Below are 23,956 nucleotides of genomic sequence, written 5' to 3' on the forward strand. Positions count from 1 at the left end.
GGGATTTTACGATGAATATGGTGCAACTATTTGAAAAGAAAAAACAAGGTAAAGAGCTTTCACAAGCAGATATCCAATACTTTGTTGAAGGTTATACAACTGGTGCTATTCCGGATTATCAGGCAAGCTCTTTGTTAATGGCGATTCGCTTAATTGGTATGTCAGATGAAGAAACATTTTATTTAACGAAAGCAATGATTGAGTCAGGTGATGTCATTGATTTAACTTCGATTGAAGGATTTAAAATTGATAAACATTCAACAGGTGGTGTCGGCGACAAAGTAACGTTAATCGTCACACCAATCATTGCTGCTCTAGGCATTCCAGTGGCGAAGTTTAGTGGTAAAGGTCTTGGTATTACAGGTGGAACAATTGACAAATTAGAGTCAATTCGAGGCTTGAAAACAGAGTTAACGTCTCAAGAATTTATCGACAATGTGAATCAACATAAAATTGCCGTTGCTGGACAAACGGGCAATCTCGTGCCGGCAGATAAAAAACTTTATGCATTGCGCGATGTAACAGGCACTGTCGATTCGATACCGTTAATCGCTGCGTCGATTATGAGTAAAAAAATTGCAAGTGGTGCAGATGGCATTGTATTAGATGTCAAATGCGGCTCTGGTGCCTTTATGAAGACGGAAGAAGAAGCGAAAAAACTAGCTGAGGCAATGACAGCAATTGGCGAAAAATTAGGACGTAAAGTTGTCGCACATATTAGTGATATGGATAATCCTCTAGGTAAAATGATTGGTAATAAGCTTGAGGTCGTTGAAGCATATGCCTTATTAAAAGGTCGTATGGAAGAGACTCATACTGACTTACTAGAAGAGTGCATTATTATTTCTTCCTTGATGTATCAAATTGCAGCTGGTGTAGATGAAACAACAGCGGTAGCGGCCGTGAAAAAAGTGTTAGAAGATGGCTCTGCAGCTGCGAAGTTTGAGGAGTTTATCGTTGCACAGGGCGGCGATTTAGCGGATATTGTGCAAAATGATACGGCGCATAAAATCGCTGTAACAGCAGCGTCAGAGGGCGTTGTAGAGACTATTAACGCGTTGATGATTGGTGAAGCAAGTGTAAGTCTTGGGGCTGGCCGCTTAACGAAGGAATCAGCACTAGATTATGACGCTGGCATTCAGCTTGTCGCAAAAAAAGGTGACCGTGTAACAGCTGGAGAAACGATTGCTTATCTTTACTCAAACAGTGCAATTAGTGAGGAAACAGTCGCTAAAGTACAGCAAGCATATACGATTGCTTAATAAATAGAAGAATACGCTAGTTGATGTTCGCGAAGTAGTTGCACTAGTTGCACGGACATCAATGGCATAGCTAAAAAGTGTTAGTTTGACTGCGGTCAAGCTAGCACTTTTTCTTTTGCTGTTCGGTTGCTATCTTCCCGAAAAATGATATATAAAAGCACGCTTCGCTGTGACGCTGACAAAAAATGTAGACCACGTTTAAAACCTTTTTATTTATCCCATACTGCACTTAACCTAAATGCAATAAGTATGTCGATTTGACACTATTTCAAGAGACTTTGCACTAGTTCTGTCAGACGCAAGGATTTGGTAAAAGGAATGTGGAATTGCACGAGGAGGAGGCGATGTTCATGCATTTTCAATTAGAGATGGTAACGAAAGAGACAGTGGTTATACGTTTATTTGGGGAGCTCGATCATCATGCAGTAGAGCAAATTCGGGCTAAAATTTCTGCAGCAATTTTTCAAGGCGCTGTAACGACCATCATTTGGAATTTTGAGCGACTATCGTTTATGGATAGTTCGGGGGTAGGTCTTGTGCTTGGTCGCATGCGTGAGTTAGAAGCAGTCGCTGGACGAACAATATTATTGAATCCATCGCCGACAATGCGAAAAGTATTTCAATTTTCAGGCTTAGCTCAGTGGATGATGGATGCAACAGAGGAAGAAGCGATTGATCGAGTTAGGGGGATTGTAAATGGATAACGAAATGACATTAACTTTTTTAGCAATCAGCGAAAATGAAGCATTAGCACGTGTGGCTATTACAGGTTTTATCGCACAATTAGACCCAACAATTGATGAGCTATCAGAATTTAAAACGGTTGTCTCTGAGGCTGTTTCCAATGCCATTATTCACGGTTACGAAGAGGATGGAAAAGGCGTCGTTACGGTTCATGCAAAGCGTGAGGATGATATTGTAACCGTATCTGTAATGGATAAAGGGGTAGGCATTGCAGATGTAAGTCAAGCAATGGAACCGTTATTTACGACGAAAAGTGCTATGGAACGTTCTGGCATGGGCTTTACTATTATGGATAGCTTTTCTGACCAGTTAACGGTCATGTCGCAATGGCAACAAGGTACAACGGTCACGTTTACGAAAAAATTTTACTCGGTTCGCACAGCGGTAATGTGAGGTTGCTATCGTGAAGCCGATAGAACAGTCGTCCGATAAGCTTTTGTCACAGGAGGAAATGCGTGATTTAATTGCGCGTTCACAACAGGGCGACCATGAAGCTCGTAAACGAATGATTGAAGGGAATACGAGGCTTGTATGGTCCATCGTCCAACGCTTTACAACAAGGGGCGTGGAGCTCGAAGATTTATTTCAAATTGGCTGTATAGGGCTCATGAAATCTGTTGATAAGTTTGATTTAGCGTACGATGTGAAATTTTCCACATATGCGGTGCCGATGATTATCGGTGAAATACAGCGCTTTTTAAGGGATGATGGCATGGTCAAAGTCAGCCGCTCTATTCGTGAGCTGAACTTTAAAATACGCCATGCAACCGATGAATTTATCAAGAACAATGAGCATCCACCGACCATTCAAGAATTAGCAGAGGTGCTTGGTGTCACGACAGAGGAAATCGTGACAGCTTCTGATGCATTAAGGGATCCTGCTTCCTTACATGAGCAATTGTATGAAAGTGAAGGGGATTCCATTACATTAATGGATCAAATGAAGGATGAAAAATCTGAGCAACCATTTGAATATATTCCGTTAAAAGAAGTGCTCACAAGATTGGATCCTAGAGAGCAATCCATTATTTATTTACGCTATTTCTCAGACTGTACACAAACTGAAATTGCCAACAGGCTTGGTATTTCACAAGTGCAAGTATCTCGTTTAGAGAAAAAGATTTTAGCGCAGTTGAAAAGTTGGATGGCCACGAGTGCCACAGTTGAACATGGAGTAGAAAAAGACATCTAAGAAAATGGTGACACAGCATGACAAATAAACTATTTAACAGCTTAGAAGAAGCCGAAGATTTTCTTAAAGAACAATTTGGAGACGGCGAATCATTTGACGTAGGAATCAAACATTTATTTGTCAAAGATTTGCCGGTTCTTTGTGCATACATTAGCGGACTTGTAGATGGGGAAGCCCTAACGCAATTACTATCTAGTATGTTACCGGAAGAAGACATCGATATTGATGATGAAAAAGAATATTTTGAAACTATTTTCAATTTTCATGGTCGTTCTGAGGAGACGGAGCGCAAAGCCTATTTACTCGCTATATTAAGTGGACAAGTAACATTTATCACGAAAAGTGGGTATTGTTATGTTGCAGAGCTGCGTAATTATCCAGGGCGCTCACCTGAGGAACCTGATAATGAAAAGGTTATTCGTGGTTCAAGAGATGGCTTTACGGAAGGGATTTCACAAAATACAGCTTTAGTGCGTCGACGTATTCGCAATAGTAATTTACGTTTCGAGCTACATAAAATATCCAAGGTCGGTCAAACCGATGTCGCACTTGCGTTTATGAAGGATATTGCAAATGAGGAAATGCTCGAGAAATTGCGACAACGTCTTGGTCAAATTAATCATGATGGTTTGACGATGGCCGATAAATCTTTAGAGGAATGGCTTTTTAAGCAAAAGTTTCACCCAATACCCTTTGTACGCTATACAGAAAGACCTGATATTGTTGCGGCTCATTTATTAGAAGGGCATGTAGCCATCATGGTGGATACGTCGCCATCTGTAATTTTAGTACCGGTGACCATTTTTCACTTACTACAACATGCTGAAGAATACAGGCAAGCACCTGCAGTTGGGACCTTTGTTCGTTTTATGCGTTATTTCGGGACAATCATGGGTTTATTATTATTACCTTTGTGGTACTTGTTTGTAACGAATGAATCTTTATTACCGGATTCTCTGTCCTTTTTAGGAACGCAGGAAAAATCTCATATCCCCATATTACTGCAAATTTTAATTGCTGACATTGGGATTGAATTTTTAAGGATGGCCGCCATTCATACCCCGACGCCATTGTCGACTGCAATGGGGTTAGTAGCAGGGGTTATCATTGGGCAAATCGCCATCGACGTTGGTGTATTCTCATCAGAGGTTGTGTTATATACAGCAGTAGGAGCCATTTTTACGTTTATTATTCCATCTTACGAGCTCAGTATATCCATTAAACTCTTTAGAATTGTCTTGCTTCTCATGACAGGTATATGGGGGGCGGATGGATTATTTATCGGTTTGTTTTTATTATTTACGTATCTATGTTCATTACGTCCGTTACAAGCGCCTTATTTATGGCCGCTCGTTCCGTTTTTCCCAACTGCGATGCTGCGTGTTATCGTTCGCTTCCCGATGACGTCGGATGCACTACGACCTTATGTAGTCGCTTCCAAACAGCGAAAAAGATCATAGGAGCCGTTGCACTCACTTTTTTCATGTGATAAAGTTCTCCTATAGTATTTTGTGATTTTTGAAAAAATTATTATTATTAGCGAATAATTTGTAAAATGGTGGGAAATGAAACCTTGGATAATGCTTGATATGATTGGTGTTAGAAGGTTATGTTGTGCCACCATTGCAAACGAGCTCAATAAAAATAAGCCTCGATGGACATGCAAGCTATTTTGTATGCTAAGCATGACTTGGATAGACATCACGAGGTACAATAATCACAAATGGAGACGTGAAAAAGGGAGAGATGCAGATGCATTTATATGGGACACAAGCAATTTCAGAAGATGGGCATTTAACAATAGGACAAGTAGATACACTAGCGCTTGCAAAAGAATACGGCACACCTCTTTTTGTGTACGATACAGCGCTTATTCGTAAGCGTGCACGCGGCTTTATCGATACATTTAAAAAACTAGGCGTAAAAGCAGAAGTAGCTTATGCATCAAAAGCGTTTGCATGTGTAGCGGTGTATCAATTAGCTGCAGAAGAAAATCTATCATTGGATGTCGTCTCTGGGGGGGAGCTATATACAGCTTTAAAAGCTGGATTCCCAGCAGAGCGCATTCACTTCCATGGCAATAATAAAAGCATTGCCGAATTAGAGCTCGCTTTTGACTCTAAAATTGGATGTATTGTAGTAGATAACTTCTATGAAATTCAACTTTTAAAAGAAATTTCAGAGCGCCGTCAGCAAAACATGCGTATTTTATTGCGTGTCACTCCTGGGGTTGAGGCACATACGCATGATTTCATTACGACAGGGCAGGCGGATTCTAAATTTGGCTTTGACCTTAATAACGGCCAAGCAGATGAAGCGTTTAAACAAACGTTCCAACATGAATACTTACAGCTTTTAGGCTTACACTGCCATATTGGTTCTCAAATTTTTGATACAGCAGGCTTTGGTTTAGCGGGTGAAAAACTAATTGATAAAATTGCTGATTGGAACAAGACGCACGATTTTACATGTACTGTGTTAAACTTAGGTGGGGGCTTCGGAATTCGCTATACAGAAGAAGATGCACCGCTTGAGCCACAAGTATATGTAGAAGATATGATTACAGTTGTGAAAAACAAAGCAACAGTACTTGGCTTAACGATGCCCGAAATTTGGATTGAACCAGGTCGTTCACTTGTTGGCGATGCCGGGACATCACTTTATACAATCGGTTCTCAAAAAACAGTACCAGATGTGCGTAACTATATTGCAGTAGATGGCGGTATGAGTGATAATATTCGTCCTGCACTATACGATGCAAAATACGAAGCGGTCATTGCTAGTAAAGCGAATGCACCGAAGGATGAGACGTACACGGTAGCTGGGAAACTTTGTGAATCGGGCGATAAATTGATTATCGATGCAAAATTACAACAAGCAGCATCAGGTGATGTACTAGCGATTTTCTGTACAGGGGCTTATGGCTACTCGATGGCGAGTAACTACAACCGCGTTCCACGTCCAGCAGTAGTATTTGTTGAAAATGGACAACATCAATTAGCCATTAAACGTGAAAGCTATGAAGATATCGTACAAAATGATCTCCCGTTAACGTTAAAAAAGGGTGAATAAATTTGAGAAAAAATAAATGGGTATTATTAGCGTCCATGACGACTTTTATTTTGTTGTGGGGCGTTGTCTATTGGGTGTTAGCGTCGAAAGGTATTCTTGGCCCTGGTTCGTAAGACAGAAATTGGCTTGCGGTAATAGTACAAATCGTGTAGGATAGTCAAAGATTATGTACAGCTAGAAAAAGAGGGAATAGACAAATATGTTAATTCGATATAAAAAAGCTTTCGAGAAAATAGCGATGGGGCTACTCTCGTTTATGCCTAACGAAAAAGACATAAAAAAGCTCACAGAGACAATCCAATCTTATGAAAATGATGATCATTGGGTTTTATATTTATGGAAAAAGGACGATGAGTATGTTGGCATCGTCGGGCTTGTAACAGACGAGCACAATCACACAGCAACAATTCAACACGTTTCGGTCATTCCTTCTTATCGAGGAGAAGGTGTGGCCAAGGAAATGCTACAAGAAGTAGCAGAACTTGGTCAATATGAACAAGTACGTGCAACAGATGAAACACGTGAGTTTGTTCAAAAGTGTATACAATGTGATGATGAAAAAGCAGACGAAATTTAACGTCTGCTTTTTCTTTGTTTGCTTTCTTGCCGTTCAGCAAGAATATGTGAGCGATCACGTAGCATATGTTTATGAAGAAGATAGTCAGCGCTACTTTCTGGTAGCAGTTGTATGCGCGCCTTAACTAAATCTTGCAAAGCAGGCATTAGTGGTAATGGAAAAGCTTGAAAGGACTTGCCCATTTGAATATTGTCGAGTGTTTCACTTAAATGCGTTAGCAGCTTTGTGTAGTCTATTTCGTGAAAAAATGCATGGCCTTGATTCATTTGAAAATTATTGTGTGCTTTCTGTAAGATTTTAAAAGCACCGGTTGCGTTGCCGCGACGCCAATGATATAATCCTGTCGCTAGTTGAACATAACCAACAAGAGGATGATTTTTATTGCCAGGCGCGATGTCCTTCCAATATTCTTCGAGCACTTCATGGCATTCAAAAAAATCCCCATTGCCATTGAAATAGGCACAGTAATCAATAAATAAAGTATGGTGCTGTGGATGCATTTTGAACTCCTTTCCACTATACTAAAAGAACATTGAATATCAGGGTGGTAAAATAATGTCTTATGAAGTAAAGTTAGAAGCCTTTTCAGGACCTCTGGATTTATTATTGCATTTAATTCACAGATTGGAAATTGATATCTATGATATTCCAATGGCTGAAATTACGCAACAATATATTGATCATATCCATGCGATGCAGGTACTAGAATTAAATGAGGCTAGTGAGTATTTAGTGATGGCGGCTACACTGTTGGCCATTAAAAGCCGTATGTTATTACCGATACATGAAGGCGAGCTAGAGGATGCGGAAATAGAAATCGATGGACCTGACCCTCGTGAGGAACTGGTACAACGTTTAATAGAGTATAAAAAATATAAAGAAGCAGCAAACAACCTACAAGAGCTTGAAACAGATCGAGCACAGGTGTTTACAAGACCGCCTTCAGATTTATCGGACTTAGCGTCAGATGAACAAATGGCGTTGTTCGATATGAACGTCAATATTTATGATATGCTTGGTGCCTTCCAAAAGCTGATGCGCAGAAAAAAATTAAAGAAGCCATTGAAAACAACTGTCGCAAGGCAAGAGCGCTCCGTTAAAGAGCAGATGCGTTCTGTTGTGCGTTCTTTACGTTCCACAGGTGGACGTGCGTCATTTTTCGAGCTTTTTCCCTATGAAGATAAACCAACACTTATTTTAACGTTTCTATCATTATTGGAACTTATGAAACGTCAGATTGTCAGTGTAGAGCAAGACGGTAATTTTGAAGAACTAACGGTCACATTACAGAAGGAGGAATGGGATGATGACGAAAACAATGAACCTACAGAGTAGAATTGAAGCTTTATTATTTGTTGTAGGAGATGATGGCTTAACGATTAAGCAATTAGCACAATTACTTGGTGATACAGAAGAAGTAGCTGCCCAAGCGATGGATGCTTTACGTACAGCATTAGAGGAAGAGGACAATCGTGGTATTACGATAAAAGAAATGGCGGGGGTTTATCAGCTAATTACGAAGCCGGAACTTGCAGACACGATTCAAAAATTAGTCGAAAATCCAACTGCCCAATCATTGTCTCAGGCTTCCTTAGAAGTGTTGGCCATTGTAGCGTATAAACAGCCCATAACACGGGTAGCGATTGAAGATTTACGAGGTGTGAAATGTGAGCGACCACTGCAAACGCTCGCTTCCAGAGGGCTCGTGAAGGAAGTTGGCCGTTCAGAGGGAACAGGCCGTGCGATTTTATATGGCACAACGAAGGAGTTCTTAAACTACTTCGGATTAAATAGTATTGAAGAAATGCCTCCATTACCGGAAGAGGAAAATGGTGAAGCAGAGCAAGAAACAGATTTATTTATGACTAAATTCCAAGAAACGTTTAACGGTGTGAAGTAATGGCAGTAAAGTGCTAGTCGCTTTACCATTTTTATAGAACTACTTATCTATCACTTATATTAAGGAGTGGCTTGTTGCTACGGTTACTACGATTAATGGTGTTTATGCTAGTAGTGGGAATGTTAGTTTTTCCGCAAAATACTTTGGCGAGAGGTGGCAGCGGATATGCTGTGCTTGATGGCGACACAGGGCGCGTATTATCCGGTGTGAATAGTGATGAGAGGCTACCCATTGCAAGCTTAACAAAAATTTGGACAGCTCTTGTCGCTATTGAAAATAGTGATCTTCAAGATGAAGTGGTGATTTCACCAAAGGCTGCAATGGCTGAAGGCTCGTCCATCTACTTGCAAGCCGGTGAAACGGTCACAGTTGAAACATTATTGTATGGCTTGATGTTGCGCTCAGGAAATGATGCTGCCACAGCGTTAGCCGAGCATGCTGGCGGTTCGGTGGAAGGCTTTGTAAAGCTAATGAATGAACGAGCCGTTATTGCAGGACTTACCAATACAGTTTTTATGAACCCTTCAGGTTTGCATCATGACGAACATTTATCATCTGCTAGGGATACTGCTGAAATGTTAAGAATCGCGTTGCAAAACAAAACCTTTGAGAAAATTGCATCGACCGTTCTGTACCGTGCTAATACAGTAAACGGTATGCTTTGGGAAAACAAACACCGACTACTACGAGAAGGCTCAGGGGTCGCAGTGGATGTAGATGATGAGACGGAACAACCTGTTAGTTCGTTAAAATCGGCAACAGGTACTGCTTTTGCTGGTAAAACGGGTTTTACGAAAGTGGCTGGACGCACGCTGGCAACTGCTTTTCAAAAGGACGGGCAAACATGTATTGTCGTGACGTTAAACGAATCGGATGATTGGAATATTCACCGAGGCTTAGCGAATGCGGTATGGCAAAATTACGATATGGAGACCGTTGTGAAAAAGGGGAAATATAATGTCAACGATAAATTGGCTATCCGTTTAGAGCAACCTATTCAATTGCAATTAACGAAAGAGGAAAAAAAGACAGTAAGGCAAGTACTGCAAATATCTCGAAAAAGAAAGGAAGCAGTATTGTCCATTTTTATCGGGGAAGAGCGCATCTATGCGACACCTGTTAAAGTAGAATCAGCGGATCGTTAAATGCGATGCGCTGATTTTTTTTATGCAGCGTTGTGTTGTATAGTAAAAAATAAATTGGATATTTATAGTAAATAGTGTAAAATTGTGTAGGTTGATATATGGGCAAGTTTTTTAGGAGGTGAACAAGTATGGCTACTACGGAAACAAACCGTAAACAAACACAAGTTGCCATTGTTATCGTTTTATTTATATCTAGTTTTATCGCGCCGTTTATCGTGCTATTTCCGGTTCAAGAACTTCTTTATCGACCGAGTGAATTTTACCTTTTTGATACCGTTTTTAAAGCCTATTTTATTTTGATGTTTGCGTTACTTGGATTGGCAATGATTCTATTAATCAATTTATTGATTGCACCAAAAACGAAAAAAGGAAGAACTATTCAACGAACAATTGTCGGAACATCATGGTTGCTCGTTCTGGCGTCTTTCGTTTTATGTATTAATCATTATCAAATTATTGATGAAAAAGGACTACATATAAATCCATTTTTTAGTTTGCAGGAGGATGTGACGAGCTGGGACGATATTGTGAAAGTTGAACAAACGAATGTGCAAAAAGATGGTGTGACGAAACCAGATAAGCTTATTTTTACACTGACTGACGGAACGACTATCGAACAATCGTTATCAGCAAAATTAACAAAGGCAAAGCCATTTATTAATCTTGAATTGAGCAAAAAAGGATTAGCAATCGAAAATGTATACTGAGTGCATACTGAGTGCCAGGCACCCGAACGATTCTGAATATTCAAAATCATTCGGGTGCCTGGCACTTTTTTTAGCAATGACGATTTGCTTTTTGTAGATTGGTCTATATTAGAAATAAATAGTAAAAAGCATTGAATACGATGGAATTAAATCCTAAATAATTGCGAAACTAGCAACTGATACACTATTTAGAATAATCGTATTACGAATGCAAAATTAGTTTCTCTTTTATATTACACAAAAGTATGACATAATTTTCACAGATTGACGGGAAAAATAACCTTCAATAGGTTACATTTTTAACTAGAGGTGAAAGAATGGAAAGATTACAGAAAGTTATTGCTTATGCTGGTGTCGCTTCAAGACGTAAAGCGGAGCAATTGATTGTAGAAGGTAAAGTAAAGGTAAACGGTGTTGTTGTACGCGAGCTAGGCACGAAAGTGTCCAACTCGGATACAATTGAAGTAGAAGGTGTAAAACTTGAGAAAGAAGATAAGGTTTACTACTTACTATATAAACCACGTGGAACAATTTCTGCTGTCACGGATGATAAAGGACGCAAAACTGTCACAGATTTATTTAAGCATATTCCGCAACGTATTTTCCCAGTTGGTCGTCTAGATTATGATACATCTGGATTATTATTACTGACAAATGATGGAGAGTTTTCGTATATGTTGACGCATCCGAAATTTAAAATTGACAAAACATACATTGCACGCGTAAAAGGCGTACCAACAATTGAAGGCTTAAAAAAGCTTCAACGAGGTATCCAATTGGAAGATGGTAAAACAGCACCTGCAAAAGTGAGTATGACATCTTTTGATGAACAAGCGGGCAAGGCGATTTGTGAAATAACGATTCACGAAGGGCGAAATCGTCAAGTACGTCGTATGTTTGAGGCAATTGGAACACCGGTCGTAAAACTAAAACGTGAACGTTTTGCGTTTTTAGATTTATATGGCCTGACACCAGGTGAATACCGAGAATTGTCGAAACATGAAGTCAAGCAATTGCGTGTGTTAGCTGAAACGGGGCAACTAGACTAAACAAGTCAATGACGATGGAAAATAGATACCGCTATACGTATAGTGAGTTTTTCACTTTCCTCGTGTGGAAACGTTCATAAATCATTCATAATTAATAACTAAGCGAATTTGTATCATTTTGCTATAATAGGTTAGAATAGTCCACCTGTTTTAATTTTATCCAGCAAGAAAGTAATAAGTAAGTCTCGAGGAAATCTTACAGATATTTCTCGTATAAATACGAAATATCGACAAAATGACCTCGAGGCATATTTAAGTAGGGGGGTTTATTAACTTGGAGAAAAAGAAGAAACGTCTTGTAACCCGTACCGTTATTTTAGTCATTTTGGCGCTTGCCATCGGGTACACCGTTTACGGGACAGCGACAAAGGATAAGGTAGAGTTAGTTGCAGTTGGCTCTGAAGCACCGAACTTCACGTTAGTAGATTTAGATGGTGAGAAACACAAACTGTCTGATTACCGAGGGCAGGGGGTATTTTTAAATTTCTGGGGAACATGGTGTAAGCCATGTGAGAAAGAAATGCCGGCAATGAACAGCCAATACCAAGTTTTTAAAGATTTAGGTGTGCAGACGTTAGCTGTCAACATTGCGCAAACAGATTTTGAAGTACAAAATTTTGTTGATAAGTATGGTCTGACATTTCCTGTCGTCATTGACAAAACAAAAAGTGTGATGACTGCTTATAATGTTGGAAATTTACCTGCAACTGTTTTAATTGATCCTGATGGTAAAGTAGTGAAAATTACTACTGGAGAAATGACGGAGGCGACCATCGCTTCCTACATGGAATTAATAAAGCCAAAATGAGGGGTAATTGACGATGGAGAATATTATTTGTGCTTGTGGACATAGTAATCCGTTTGGCACGAAGCTCTGTGAGAAATGTGGTCGTCCTTTAACCGAAGAAGAAAAACATAATAAAGTTGTCGACATGCGCTATGATGGTACAGCGATTCGTTCAAAAACGTACAATAAATCAATTGTCGATAAAATTTGGAATTTTTTCTCTAGTGTTAAAGTTGGGATAGCCTTAATTATTATCACTTTAATAGCAGCTTCAATCGGAACGTTACTTCCGCAAGAGTTTTACGTAAAAGCTTCTGATATAGAAAAGGGAGCGTATTATGAAGATGTTTACGGTGTTGTAGGGAAAATCTATTACACATTAGGTCTTTCAGATTTATATAGCTCTTGGTGGTTCCAAATATTAGTTGGAATGCTTGCGGTATCGATTATTGTTGCCAGTCTTGACCGTGGTATACCACTTTATAAATCATTGAAAAATCAACGTGTGAAGCGCCATGAAAGCTTTATGAAGCGTCAACGAATTGTTGCAGAAGGACAAACAGCAAGTCCTGAAGAGACGCTTAATAAGGTTGAAAAGAAAATGACTGAAATGAAATATATTGTTCGTCGAGACGGAAGTGCTTTGCTAGCAGAAAAAGGGCGTTTCTCTCGTTACGGTCCGTACATAAATCATGTAGGCCTCATTATCTTTTTAGCAGGGGTAATGTTGCGTTTAGTTCCTGGTTTCTATGTCGATGAATCGATATGGGTGCGCGAAGGTGAAACACGTGCAATTACTGGCATGGAAGGTTATTTTATTGAAAATCATAAGTTTACTTTAGAAACGCATGATAATACACCGCAGGGCGAACAGCTAAAACAAGGCGTCAACGTTGTCGCAAAAAATTTCCAAACGGACGTTACGCTCTACAAACAGCCTGAAGATGCCATAGCTGGTGATACAGATAATCTAGAAAAGGTGAAAGATTATTCTGTTCGCGTAAACCATCCTTTAAAAGAAAACGGCTACGCGCTTTATCAAATGGATTACCGCCTAAATGAATTAAAGCAAATGAATTTTGAACTAGTAAATAAAACAACTGAGCAATCACTTGGTAAAGTAGCAATCGATTTAACTAACCCTAAAAAAGAATATGATTTAGGCAATGGTACATCTGTTAAACTACTTGTCTATACGCCAGACTTCTCTGGTTTTGAAAATGGTGTACCGCAAACAGCGACGTCCGTTCCTAATAATCCAGCATTTCTATTTAAAATGACGACACCAGACACGCCAGAAGGTGAAACAAGCTTCGTTGCGATTAAGCAAACGCTAGAACCATTAGGTGAGAACCAATACAAAATGAAATTTGAAAGTGTGGAAACACGCAATATGTCTGGCTTTACCATTCGTAAAGACCGCACCATTCCGATTTTATTTGTTGGTGGTATTATTTTCATGATTGGCGTTGCGATTGGTTCCTATTGGAATCACCGTCGACTGTGGTTACAAGTAGAGCCAGATGGTCGTGTTCTAATGGCTGCCCATGTAAATAAAAACATGTTTAGCATGAAAAAAGATTTAGATGCCGTGACTGCATTTGCTGGTCTACCACCCTATAAAGATCAGTTAGATACATCAGAAGAGGCCGAAGCGTCCACAAACCGTGGCAATAATAAAAAGGAAGGTGACAACACCTTATGAGTTTGATTAACTTAAGTGGTAACTTATTATTTGTTGCATTCTTAGCTTATCTAGTAGCTACTTTACTTTTCGGAGGCTCCATTAAACAAGCTAATGCTACGGGCAAAAATACCGATAAATGGGGTAAGTTAGCGATTGTTGTTACGATGATTGGCTTCTTATCACAACTTGGCTATTTTATTACACGTTGGATTCATACAGGTCACGCACCTGTTAGTAATATGTTTGAATTTACGACGGCTTTTGGGATGTTTATTGTAGGCGCATTCATTTTAATATACTTTATTTACCGTCTGACAGCACTTGGCTTAGTGGCGTTACCCGTAGCGCTATTAATTATTGCATACGCGTCGATGTTCCCAACTGAAGTAAGTCCGTTAGTACCGTCATTACAAAGTTATTGGTTAACAATACACGTTATTACAGCTGCCATCGGCCAATCGATTTTAGCCATTAGCGCTGTTGCAGGTTTAATTTACTTATTAAAAGTTGTTGATTTAACAAAGCCTTCAAAGCAACGATTCTGGCTTGAAGCCGTGATGTATTGTTTAGTTGTTGTGCTTGGTTTCGTTATTGTATCCTCTACATTTAATGCGATGGATTACGAATCGAAATACACGTATACCGATAAAGAAGGTGTAGCTCGTCAGATTACGTACAATTTGCCACCGCTATTTGGTATGCATGACTATGAGGCTGTAGAGGAACATGGTATGTCTCCACTAGTAGAGATGCCAGCACTTATCAATGCCAAAAAATTAACAACAGTCGTGTGGTCATTATTAGTAGGATCGGTACTATACTTGTTAATTCGCCTTATTGCACGTCGTCGAATAAGCGCAATATTCCAACCGCTTGTGAAACGTGTCAATTTGCAATTACTAGATGAAGTTGGTTATCGATCAGTTATTATTGGTTTCCCAGTATTCACGTTAGGTGCACTTATTTTTGCGATGATTTGGGCTCAACTTGCGTGGAGTCGTTTCTGGGGATGGGACCCGAAAGAAGTATGGGCTCTTATTACATGGTTATTCTATGCAGCATTCCTACATCTACGTCTATCGAAAGGTTGGGAAGGTGAAAAATCAGCTTGGTTAGCATTAATTGGCTTTGGTATTATTCTATTTAACCTCATTGCTGTTAACTTAATTCTTGCAGGTTTACACTCCTACGCGTAACAATGGGAAACAAAAGCCTTTTCGCTGCAGCGAAAGGGCTTTCTTTTCTTTTCAAGACGTAGTGTACCATGTACAATAGAGGGTAGAGAAAGATCGGAAGAGAGGGATCGTGAAAGTGTCAGAAAATATTTCAGTATTAGTAGTAGACGATGAGGATCGTATCCGCCGCTTATTAAAAATGTATTTAGAGCGCGAAGGATACCAAGTCGACGAAGCAGAGAATGGTGAAGAAGCGATCGAGAAATCTTTAGAAAAAGAGTATCACTGTATTTTACTAGATATTATGATGCCTGAAAAAGATGGGCTAGAAGTTTGTGCAGAAATACGTGAACGTGCTGCAACGCCAATTATTTTATTAACTGCTAAAGGTGAGGAAGCCAACCGTGTACAAGGCTTCGAGCTAGGGGCAGATGATTATATTGTAAAGCCTTTTAGTCCTCGCGAGGTGGTGCTTCGCGTAAAAGCGATTTTACGTCGCTCACAAGCATTTTCACCTGCGACTAATGCATCGTCATCAAAAGATTTAGTGGTGTTCCAACACTTGATGATTGATCATGATGCACACCGAGTAACGGCGGAAGGCATCGAAGTAAATTTAACGCCGAAAGAGTATGAATTATTGTATTTCCTTGCAAAATCTCCAGACAAAGTATTTGACCGTGAACAATTACTAAAAGAGGTTTGGCATTACGATTTCTTTGGCGATCTACGTACTGTCGATACACATGTTAAGCGATTACGTGAAAAGCTCAATCGTGTATCAGAAAACGCTGCTAAAATGATTGTTACTGTTTGGGGCGTTGGCTACAAATTTGAGGTTGTCAATGAATAGAATATGGAACAGTGTTGTCGGGAAGCTATGGGTAACCATATTGCTTCTCGTTTCATTTGTATTATTTGTTTTCACGGTTTTAATGCTGGAATTTCTTCAAAACTATCATATGCAACAAGCGGAGATTTCTTTGCGTCAAACCGCTGCAACAATAGCGAGTATAGTGGACGACAATGAGACAGCGGAATCGACTTCGCAACTGCTAACCGAAATTTTACCTGAAGGTACGAATGCACTTATTGCCATTAATCATTTGGAAGTATCCTTTGCGATGCAGGAAGGCGTCAATAAAGAAGAAATTCAAGAAGCAATTTTAGCGAATAAATCATTCCATGAAATTTTTAAATCCGATAAACCTGTTATTAAAGAAATGCTGATGCCATCGTCAACCGATGAAGCAAAAATGGAATCATATGTCGTGCTAGGTTTCCCTTTAAATGTGGAAAATGAAGTGCACGGTGCCGTCTTTATTTATCAAAGCCCTGATGCTTTACATAAAACATCGAAAGAGACGACGAAAATTGTCTTTTTAGCGGCATTTATTGCTTTTGTGTTAACGACATTTTTCGCATTTTTCTTATCATCCCGTATTACGTCGCCATTACGTAAAATGCGCGAGCTAGCCTTTGAAATTGCAAAAGGTAATTTCGAGGCAAAAATGCCGACAACGCAAAATGATGAAATCGGTCAACTTGCAGTTGCTTTCAATCAAATGGGACGTCAACTTAAGCATAACTTAGAAGTAATTAATCAAGAAAATGAGCAATTGTCCAATATATTAACTTCTATGACGGATGCTGTAATTACATTTAATCGCGATCGTACGATTTTACTTAGCAACCCACCAGCGGAGCGCTTAATGCAAAAATGGTTTGTTAATAAAGGCTCGCAAAGTGCCAAGCCTATCCCACCAGAACTGTACCATATGCTCGATCATGTGCTGATGTTTGAAGATAAGCTGGAAGAAGAAATTGAAATGGATGGAAATTATTATACATTTACGATTAGCCCGCTCTATAGTGGGGAATTGATACGAGGAGCCGTTGCGGTTATCCGTGATATGACAGAGCAACATCGTCTAGAAAAGCTGCGCTCGGACTTTATTGCCAATGTGTCACATGAGTTACGTACCCCTATTTCAATGCTTCAAGGCTATTCAGAAGCGCTCATGGATGATGATTTTATTCAAGATCAGGAAGAGCGGAATGAAATTACTAAAATTATTTATGATGAATCCAAGCGTATGGGTCGATTAGTAACGGATCTATTGGATTTAGCGCGCATGGAATCTGGTCATATGACGCTCTACAAAGATGAAGTACCGATTAATGCAACATTTGAGCGCATTACGCAAAAATTTGCGCAAGTAGCAAAAGAAAAGCATGTTCAGTTGCTATTTACTAGTGCATTTGATGATGATGCACTAATAAGTATGGATGAGGATCGTATAGAACAAGTGTTAACGAATTTAGTCGATAATGCACTGCGTCATACGGATGAAGGTTCGGTAACAGTCAAAGTCGAGCAAGAACCGACATTTGCCAAAATTTCGGTGCAGGACACAGGCCACGGTATTCCACAGGAAGATTTACCTTACGTCTTTGAACGTTTTTATAAGGCAGATAAAGCGCGTACACGTTCTAAAGGAGGAACCGGCTTAGGGCTTGCGATTGCTCGCAATATTGTCAAGGCGCATTCGGGAAATATTATGGTCGACAGTGTATTAAAAGAAGGTACTACTTTTACTTTCTATTTACCCTTTGACTAAATTTGTTTTGCTAACTAGTCCTAACCTAAATCTTAGTGATGGTGACGTTGTATGTTCTTCTAAGGTTTACTAAAGATGAATGCCTATTGCGAAGAGCCGGCTGTATGTCGGCTCTAGTAATGTATTGGCATATTGTAAAATATCATCCAACTAGATATTGGATGTAACTTGTGCGAGCGATAAACGACAAATACTATGAGAACGGGGGTGGAGTGCTTTGAATGACTCCGTGTTCCATCGATTATACGATGCATACCATCAAGACGTGTTCCAGTTTCTTATTTATCTTGTAAAAAATCGTACACTAGCTGAGGACCTTGCACATGAGGTGTATGTCCGTGTACTGCGCTCTTATGAGCAATTCGCAGGAAATAGCAGTGAAAAAACATGGCTGTTTGCTATTGCTAAAAATGTCGCAATTGATCATTTTCGTAAGCAAGCTGTGCGGAAAAAGCATTCGCTCGATTTTTTTGATTGGGAAACGGAACAACTACATTCAACCACACCATCACCGGAAGATGTGCTAGAGGCCAGTGATGAATTAAAGCAGATAGAGTCTGCACTTGAAAAATGTACAGGGGATCAAAAAATGGTGATTATTATGCGCTATTTCCAAGATTTATCGATTACAGAAACGGCGCAAATACTTGATTGGACAGAGGCAAAGGTTAAAACGACGCAACATCGAGCCATTAAGTTTTTAAGGCAACATCTACAACAAGCAATGGAACAGGAGGCGAAAAGGCAATGACACATAAACAATTTGATGATGACCAACTTGAACAAATGTTGAACAATGCCCCGAAGCTGACTGACCACCGTTCAAAAGAGGAAGTGCTGAAACGCTTGCTTGCTGATGCCCGGTTGCAAGATAATATTCATCTTCAAGAAGCGATGCAACCACAAGCGGATGACAAAGAACAAGAATCATCCATGCCTGCTCAACAAGACGACGTGTTGCCAATAAAGCGACGTAAAAGTAGATGGCCAATGTTTAGTAGTATTGCTGCTATTTTCGTACTAACGATAGCGGGGTATCTGTTGTTCACGAATAATGCGCCCGTTAAGGATGAGGCAAACGCCCCTATTGAAAATTTTTCTATACAGGAAAATCATGAAGTAAGTGAAGGTGACAATGCAGATGGCGTGATGAAAGCCAATATAGGTGCAGATGATCGTGCGCGGATGCTGTCGCTACGTACATCGGTGTATGAAGAGGATTTAGCAAATGCAGTCGTATTTAAAATTGGCTTATCAGGTGGCAATGCCGATAGTATACCAATGACATATATTATACCGAACGAAAAATTAACAGCCGATTTTGGCAAGAAAAAGCCTACAACTTTACAAATGTATAAAAAATACGCACCTCAAATTGATGAGGAAGCGCTTGGATTGGCAAACTACCATCCATATAAAGGCGAGCTTACAGAAGAGGGCGAAACACTCGTTCATGTACTACCAGAGAAAAGTGAATACGATGTAGCTTCAGCGTCTGTAACGAAATATTTAAACTCATTAAAAGATACTTTTTCAGATTCTGAATATAAAGCTATTGCGATAAAACAGGCTGATGGTTCGGCTTACGAGTTTTCTCAAGCTGGTGAGCCGAGCGAGCCAATACCGTTAACAAATGCTAATCATTATAACTATTACTTATATACAGAGGAAAATGGGACTGAATATTTATCGCCTGATTTCCACCAAACGTATCCTACTGTTATAGAAGCACTACTGACAATGCGTGATAAAAAAGATGATGTTTATGTGCCAGTCGTTCCGGATCATGTCACTTATACTGTAAAAGAAGAAGAGGGTGGCGTTGTCGTCACGTTTGACACACCCCTCGATTTATCGACAATGGATGCTGTACGGGCAACCCAATTAATTGAGGCAATGATGTTGACAGCAGCAAGCTTTGATAAAAAGCTACGTCTCGATAACGTTGTACAGGACAATTGGGAAGGCTTTGATTTAACACAGTTCTTACCCATCCCAGTAGGGGCAAATAAACAAATCATGCCGTAACGGAATACATCCTTACGCACTTAAAATGTACATGACTAAATGGTAGTCATGTACATTTTTATTTTGCTAAATCAAAACTCATTTGAAAGTTCTACTTGTCTAGTAAATGACTAGGAAGATAGATTTAATCTATCTATCATAAACTACTAATAATTACCGATATTTGAATATTCAGATATTCGAACTCCTTCCTATGTGATAAATTGGAAATACCACACTAAACAAAAAAGTGTGACAACTAAAAACGGAAGGGGAAATGAGATTTGAAAAAGTTTAAGTTTACGAAGTTCCTAAGTAGTATGCTTGCTTTCATTATGGTGCTTTCTCTAATGGTTCCATTGTCGAGTGCTCGTGCTGAAGAATCGAAACCATTCAAGCCGGATAGTCAAAGTGAAAGTATTATTCAACTAAAGGCGGCTATTGCTGAACAGTTGAGTTTGTCGAAAGATGGTCCCACTCTTCACGAAAGTTTACAAAATATATCAGGCAATCAAGATATTGCAGTTATCGTTCATTTATCTGAAACGCCAGTAGCGCTAGAGCAAGGAATAAATCAAGTCAAAGGCAAAAAATTCTCGAATGCCCGAGCAAATGAAGTTCGTGCAAATGTCCGAGCACAACAAGCAAAAGTACAAAAAGAGTTAGCTACTAAAAAAGTACAGATGACACAAGGATACACATTTGATACCGTTTTAAACGGATTTGCCGCAACTGTTAAAGCAAGTGATTTGCCGAAATTGCTTACAGTTGAAGGGATTACATTAATCGAACCAGATGCAATGGTTTACGCATCCGAAGATAATACGATGAAATCCTCAGAACTAAATAAAGAAGAGCAATTAGAAGCTTATATGAATACGAGTAATTCTTTCCTTGGCATTGAACAACTATGGAAGGAAGGATTAGAAGGACAAGGCATAAAAGTAGCCGTATTAGATACTGGTATTGATGCAGATCACCCTGAGTTTGCTGGGATTTACAAAGGGGGGAAAAACTTTATTCCCAATTCAGCAACTTATACGAAGCCTCGAGCAGATGACGATGCATCGGAAACATCGCCTACAGAACGTCCAGCTGGGACACCTGAATTTAATGAAAAAGGAAGCGCGTTCTATACATCTCACGGTACACATGTTGCTGGAACAATTGCGGCAATCGGTGCGAACGAATTCGGTATTAAAGGAATTGCGCCTAAAGTAGACCTATATGCTTACCGCGTTCTTGGGGCTTATGGAAGTGGTGCGACATCGGGTATTGTCAAAGCAATTGAAACGGCAGTTATTGAAAAAATGGACGTCATTAACCTTTCCCTAGGCGGCGGAGCAAATTCTGAAACGGATGCGGGTTCATTTGCTATTAATAATGCGATGATCGCTGGAACAATCGGTGTTATTGCTACAGGGAATTATGGTCCAAATCGCGGAACAATGGGTACGCCTGCAACCGCACGTTTAGGAATTGCTGTTGGTAATACAACAAATCCTGAAGTAATGTATAACGGGGAAGTAAATATTACAGTTGGAAACTACAACTTTATGAAACAACTGCCATTAATGGGCACGACTTTTGGTCAAAATTTATCAACACAGCTGCAAGGACAATATGACCTCGTTGCGATTCCAGGATACGGGGAAGTAAAAGATTTTCAAGGAATTGATGTAGCAGGTAAAGTGGCATTGATTTCACGTGGCAATATCGCATTCGTTGATAAAATTGCCAATGCAAAAGCAAATGGTGCAATCGCAACCATTATCCACAACTTTGCCGGTGGTACAAATGCACCGAACATTTCAGGTACATTCCTTGGTGATTCATTTGAGTTTTTACCAACGTTTGATATGTCCCAAACGGATGGCGATGCTATTCGGGCTGCATTAGCAGGTGGAACTGGAAAAGTAAGCTTTAGTCAATTTGCTTCGACGACGACTGAAGGTGATGAGGTGAATTCTTCAAGTTCCCGTGGCCCTTCCACACCAAACTTTGACATTAAACCAGATGTCAGTGCACCTGGCACAAATATTATGTCAACGATTCCAATGTATAAAAAAGATTTCCCGAATGCAGAGTATGGGGAAGCATATGCTCGTAAAACGGGAACTTCAATGGCAACGCCGCATATTGCAGGAATTGTGGCATTAATCAAACAAGCAAATCCCGATTGGACTGCGTTTGATGTAAAAGTGGCGCTTTCTAATACAGCGAAGGTTTTAGATAAAACAAAATACGATGTGTTTGCTCAGGGGGCAGGGCGTGTTAATGCTTATGCAGCTGTACATCCTGAAATTCTTGCCTATGCACTTGATAGCGCAGTGATAGATGGTAGCGGTGCCATATCAGAAAACTTAAAAGGTACAGTTACTTTCGGTCCTCAATCATTGAAAGACCAAGATATTTCTGTAACGAAACAAGTGCTAGTAAAAGATATAAAAGGCAACGGTGGTAACTACAATGTATCGATTGATGTGATAAAAACATTTGGTGATGCAACTGTGACAGTCGATCAGCCAACATTTAATCTAAATGGTGAGCAAGTTTTAAATATTACATTAACCGCTTCGCAAGCTACGGCACCAAATGGCTCTGAAATACTAGGGTATATTTATATTAACGGTGGTGCGACGGAAATTTCATTACCATTCGCCGCTGACTTTGGTGAAGCGGCAACGACTCAAATTAAAGATTATAAAATTTCGGAAACAGACTTATCCTTTAATGGCGATGGCGTAAAAGATTCTGCTGTCCTTTCATTCACTTTAACGGGTGACGTAACAACAAACTATATCGAGATTTGGGATATTATGAATCCTGACGGTGGAGAATACGGAGACGGCTATATTGGCTATTTACATGCAGGGACTGCGCTAGGAAAAGGCTCTTATACGCTGAATATTGGTGGGCAGTATAAACCATGGGGATCTGCACCTGCCACAACGATTCCTGATGGTCTGTATACAATTGATTTCACTGCTCTTGCAACATCGGGCGTAGTTTCCGATTATGTTGGACCAATTATCGTAAAATCGACTAAACCAGAAATTACGGGTTCAGTAGTTGAAGGTGTCGCTACAGGACAGGTAACAGACAAATATATCGACTACAATGACGAATTATATTTATACGGTTTACAATACAATTTAAATGATAAATTAAAAGCTTCTTATATTTCGACGATAAATGGTGAAGTACAAGCACCTGTTGCTTTTGAATTAAATCAAGATGGTAGCTTCACATTCCCAGTAACAGCAGATACGAACGCTGTGTCAGTCGTAATTCATGACGCTGCGGGCAATGTTGGTGAAGCAATTATTTATGAAAAAGAAGTAGTAGAACCGGTCGTTACACTTTCTGTCAATCCAGCAGCGTTAAACCTAACAGCTGGAGATACTGCACAACTGGCGGTAACCGAAACGTCAACGCCTACAGAAGGTGAGGCAACGAAGGAAGACGTAACGTCCAAAGCGACTTATGTAGTGGCAAATGAAAATGTTGCCACAGTAGTAAATGGATTGGTTACTGCAGTAGGTGAGGGTACGACGACTATGACTGTGTCATATGGTAAAAATGAAGTGACAGTCAACGTGACAGTAACAGCACCTGCTGTCGAAGTACCGACCGTAACACTAGAGATTGACCAAGCACAAGTCGAAACGAGAATCGGTAAAGAAGTGGCAGTGAAGATTACGGAAGTCACTACTCTCGGTGGAACAACAACAGTTACAGATGTGACAAAACTGGCAACATATAAAGTAGCAAACGATAAAATAGCGACTGTCAAAGCAGGAGTCGTAAAAGGAAAAGGGCAAGGTAATACGACAATTACGGTAACCTATGGGGAACAAACACTAACATTCGATGTAGTTGTTGTTAAGCCTGGAAACGGAAACGGAAACGGCAATGGCAACGGAAACGGTAACGGCAATGGTAATGGTAATGGTAATGGTCATAATAATGAAGTTACTGAGGAAGAGTACTAAGTCATTTCAGTTCAAACAAAAAGAGAAATTGCACTG

21 protein-coding genes are annotated in these 23,956 nt (G+C 39.8%); 20 read left to right on the forward strand and 1 reads right to left on the reverse strand.

What is annotated here, in order from left to right:
- The first annotated feature begins 11 nt into the window (after positions 1-11).
- The 7 genes from ACKVEV_RS01530 to ACKVEV_RS01560 all read left to right on the forward strand — a co-directional run bounded on the left by ACKVEV_RS01530 (position 12) and on the right by ACKVEV_RS01560 (position 6,847).
- Complete coding sequence (locus ACKVEV_RS01530; RefSeq protein ID WP_409368630.1) at positions 12-1,262, forward strand: thymidine phosphorylase; 1,251 nt, start codon at positions 12-14, stop codon at positions 1,260-1,262.
- A gap of 350 nt (positions 1,263-1,612) precedes the next feature.
- On the forward strand, positions 1,613-1,966 hold the full coding sequence (spoIIAA, locus tag ACKVEV_RS01535) for an anti-sigma F factor antagonist (protein ID WP_409368631.1): 354 nt from the start codon (positions 1,613-1,615) through the stop codon (positions 1,964-1,966).
- Positions 1,959-2,399, forward strand: coding sequence for an anti-sigma F factor (spoIIAB, locus tag ACKVEV_RS01540; protein WP_173478263.1), 441 nt, complete (start codon positions 1,959-1,961; stop codon positions 2,397-2,399). Before spoIIAA ends, spoIIAB begins: the two co-directional genes overlap by 8 nt.
- A 10-nt stretch (positions 2,400-2,409) precedes the next feature.
- Positions 2,410-3,198, forward strand: coding sequence for an RNA polymerase sporulation sigma factor SigF (sigF, locus tag ACKVEV_RS01545; protein WP_409368632.1), 789 nt, complete (start codon positions 2,410-2,412; stop codon positions 3,196-3,198).
- A gap of 17 nt (positions 3,199-3,215) precedes the next feature.
- On the forward strand, positions 3,216-4,658 hold the full coding sequence (locus ACKVEV_RS01550) for a spore germination protein (RefSeq protein ID WP_409368633.1): 1,443 nt from the start codon (positions 3,216-3,218) through the stop codon (positions 4,656-4,658).
- Positions 4,659-4,950: 292 nt separating this feature from the next.
- Positions 4,951-6,270 (forward strand): diaminopimelate decarboxylase, encoded by a 1,320-nt coding sequence (gene lysA, locus ACKVEV_RS01555; RefSeq protein ID WP_409368634.1) that lies wholly within the window; start codon positions 4,951-4,953, stop codon positions 6,268-6,270.
- Positions 6,271-6,469: 199 nt separating this feature from the next.
- Positions 6,470-6,847: a GNAT family N-acetyltransferase gene (locus ACKVEV_RS01560; RefSeq protein WP_409368635.1), complete on the forward strand. Its 378-nt coding sequence runs from the start codon at positions 6,470-6,472 to the stop codon at positions 6,845-6,847.
- Here the strand turns inward: ACKVEV_RS01560 and ACKVEV_RS01565 are convergent.
- Positions 6,844-7,347, reverse strand: a complete 504-nt coding sequence (locus ACKVEV_RS01565) for a DUF309 domain-containing protein (protein ID WP_409368637.1) — start codon at positions 7,345-7,347, stop codon at positions 6,844-6,846. The two genes, ACKVEV_RS01560 and ACKVEV_RS01565, sit on opposite strands and share 4 nt — an antisense overlap.
- Before the next feature lie 55 nt (positions 7,348-7,402).
- On the opposite strand from ACKVEV_RS01565, the gene ACKVEV_RS01570 reads away from it, so the two are divergent.
- From ACKVEV_RS01570 to ACKVEV_RS01630, 13 genes are all read left to right on the forward strand, one after another.
- Entirely contained in the window at positions 7,403-8,182 is a 780-nt protein-coding gene (locus ACKVEV_RS01570; protein ID WP_409368638.1) for a segregation/condensation protein A, read from the forward strand.
- Positions 8,154-8,747 carry an SMC-Scp complex subunit ScpB gene (gene scpB, locus ACKVEV_RS01575; protein WP_409370478.1) on the forward strand — a complete coding sequence of 198 codons (594 nt, stop codon included), beginning with the start codon at positions 8,154-8,156 and terminating at the stop codon, positions 8,745-8,747. The genes ACKVEV_RS01570 and scpB overlap by 29 nt, the downstream gene beginning before the upstream one ends.
- 74 nt (positions 8,748-8,821) lie before the next feature.
- Positions 8,822-9,892, forward strand: coding sequence for a D-alanyl-D-alanine carboxypeptidase family protein (locus ACKVEV_RS01580; protein ID WP_409368639.1), 1,071 nt, complete (start codon positions 8,822-8,824; stop codon positions 9,890-9,892).
- A gap of 128 nt (positions 9,893-10,020) precedes the next feature.
- Positions 10,021-10,599: a hypothetical protein gene (locus tag ACKVEV_RS01585; protein WP_409368640.1), complete on the forward strand. Its 579-nt coding sequence runs from the start codon at positions 10,021-10,023 to the stop codon at positions 10,597-10,599.
- A gap of 317 nt (positions 10,600-10,916) precedes the next feature.
- Positions 10,917-11,648 carry a pseudouridine synthase gene (locus tag ACKVEV_RS01590; RefSeq protein ID WP_402924093.1) on the forward strand — a complete coding sequence of 244 codons (732 nt, stop codon included), beginning with the start codon at positions 10,917-10,919 and terminating at the stop codon, positions 11,646-11,648.
- Positions 11,649-11,922: 274 nt separating this feature from the next.
- On the forward strand, positions 11,923-12,456 hold the full coding sequence (gene resA, locus ACKVEV_RS01595; RefSeq protein WP_409368641.1) for a thiol-disulfide oxidoreductase ResA: 534 nt from the start codon (positions 11,923-11,925) through the stop codon (positions 12,454-12,456).
- Positions 12,457-12,469: 13 nt separating this feature from the next.
- On the forward strand, positions 12,470-14,140 hold the full coding sequence (locus ACKVEV_RS01600; RefSeq protein ID WP_409368642.1) for a cytochrome c biogenesis protein ResB: 1,671 nt from the start codon (positions 12,470-12,472) through the stop codon (positions 14,138-14,140).
- Positions 14,137-15,318, forward strand: a complete 1,182-nt coding sequence (gene ccsB / locus ACKVEV_RS01605; RefSeq protein WP_409368643.1) for a c-type cytochrome biogenesis protein CcsB — start codon at positions 14,137-14,139, stop codon at positions 15,316-15,318. The genes ACKVEV_RS01600 and ccsB overlap by 4 nt, the downstream gene beginning before the upstream one ends.
- A gap of 115 nt (positions 15,319-15,433) precedes the next feature.
- On the forward strand, positions 15,434-16,150 hold the full coding sequence (locus ACKVEV_RS01610; protein WP_409368644.1) for a response regulator transcription factor: 717 nt from the start codon (positions 15,434-15,436) through the stop codon (positions 16,148-16,150).
- The gene (locus ACKVEV_RS01615) at positions 16,143-17,918 is read left to right on the forward strand and encodes an ATP-binding protein (protein ID WP_409368645.1); all 1,776 of its coding nucleotides are present in this window, start codon (positions 16,143-16,145) and stop codon (positions 17,916-17,918) included. Before ACKVEV_RS01610 ends, ACKVEV_RS01615 begins: the two co-directional genes overlap by 8 nt.
- Before the next feature lie 217 nt (positions 17,919-18,135).
- Positions 18,136-18,669, forward strand: a complete 534-nt coding sequence (gene sigX / locus ACKVEV_RS01620) for an RNA polymerase sigma factor SigX (protein WP_402924082.1) — start codon at positions 18,136-18,138, stop codon at positions 18,667-18,669.
- Entirely contained in the window at positions 18,666-19,946 is a 1,281-nt protein-coding gene (locus tag ACKVEV_RS01625) for an RNA polymerase subunit sigma (RefSeq protein ID WP_409368646.1), read from the forward strand. The genes sigX and ACKVEV_RS01625 overlap by 4 nt, the downstream gene beginning before the upstream one ends.
- A 263-nt stretch (positions 19,947-20,209) precedes the next feature.
- Positions 20,210-23,920, forward strand: a complete 3,711-nt coding sequence (locus ACKVEV_RS01630; RefSeq protein ID WP_409368647.1) for a S8 family serine peptidase — start codon at positions 20,210-20,212, stop codon at positions 23,918-23,920.
- The last annotated feature ends 36 nt before the right edge of the window (positions 23,921-23,956 follow it).

The sequence above is a fragment of the Lysinibacillus sp. 38-6 genome, from assembly GCF_046245175.1.
In the GTDB taxonomy this organism is placed as follows: domain Bacteria; phylum Bacillota; class Bacilli; order Bacillales_A; family Planococcaceae; genus Lysinibacillus.

Bases quoted from the DNA above. Each gene is read 5' to 3' on its own strand.
- scpB (WP_409370478.1), top strand. From the start codon at position 8,154: ATGACGAAAACAATGAACCTACAGAGTAGAATTGAAGCTTTATTATTT.
- ACKVEV_RS01590 (WP_402924093.1), top strand. From the start codon at position 10,917: ATGGAAAGATTACAGAAAGTTATTGCTTATGCTGGTGTCGCTTCAAGA.
- ACKVEV_RS01585 (WP_409368640.1), top strand. From the start codon at position 10,021: ATGGCTACTACGGAAACAAACCGTAAACAAACACAAGTTGCCATTGTT.
- ACKVEV_RS01550 (WP_409368633.1), top strand. From the start codon at position 3,216: ATGACAAATAAACTATTTAACAGCTTAGAAGAAGCCGAAGATTTTCTT.
- ACKVEV_RS01600 (WP_409368642.1), top strand. From the start codon at position 12,470: ATGGAGAATATTATTTGTGCTTGTGGACATAGTAATCCGTTTGGCACG.
- ACKVEV_RS01615 (WP_409368645.1), top strand. From the start codon at position 16,143: ATGAATAGAATATGGAACAGTGTTGTCGGGAAGCTATGGGTAACCATA.
- ACKVEV_RS01565 (WP_409368637.1), bottom strand. From the start codon at position 7,347: ATGCATCCACAGCACCATACTTTATTTATTGATTACTGTGCCTATTTC.
- ACKVEV_RS01560 (WP_409368635.1), top strand. From the start codon at position 6,470: ATGTTAATTCGATATAAAAAAGCTTTCGAGAAAATAGCGATGGGGCTA.
- ACKVEV_RS01530 (WP_409368630.1), top strand. From the start codon at position 12: ATGAATATGGTGCAACTATTTGAAAAGAAAAAACAAGGTAAAGAGCTT.
- lysA (WP_409368634.1), top strand. From the start codon at position 4,951: ATGCATTTATATGGGACACAAGCAATTTCAGAAGATGGGCATTTAACA.
- ccsB (WP_409368643.1), top strand. From the start codon at position 14,137: ATGAGTTTGATTAACTTAAGTGGTAACTTATTATTTGTTGCATTCTTA.
- ACKVEV_RS01625 (WP_409368646.1), top strand. From the start codon at position 18,666: ATGACACATAAACAATTTGATGATGACCAACTTGAACAAATGTTGAAC.
- ACKVEV_RS01570 (WP_409368638.1), top strand. From the start codon at position 7,403: ATGTCTTATGAAGTAAAGTTAGAAGCCTTTTCAGGACCTCTGGATTTA.
- spoIIAA (WP_409368631.1), top strand. From the start codon at position 1,613: ATGCATTTTCAATTAGAGATGGTAACGAAAGAGACAGTGGTTATACGT.
- spoIIAB (WP_173478263.1), top strand. From the start codon at position 1,959: ATGGATAACGAAATGACATTAACTTTTTTAGCAATCAGCGAAAATGAA.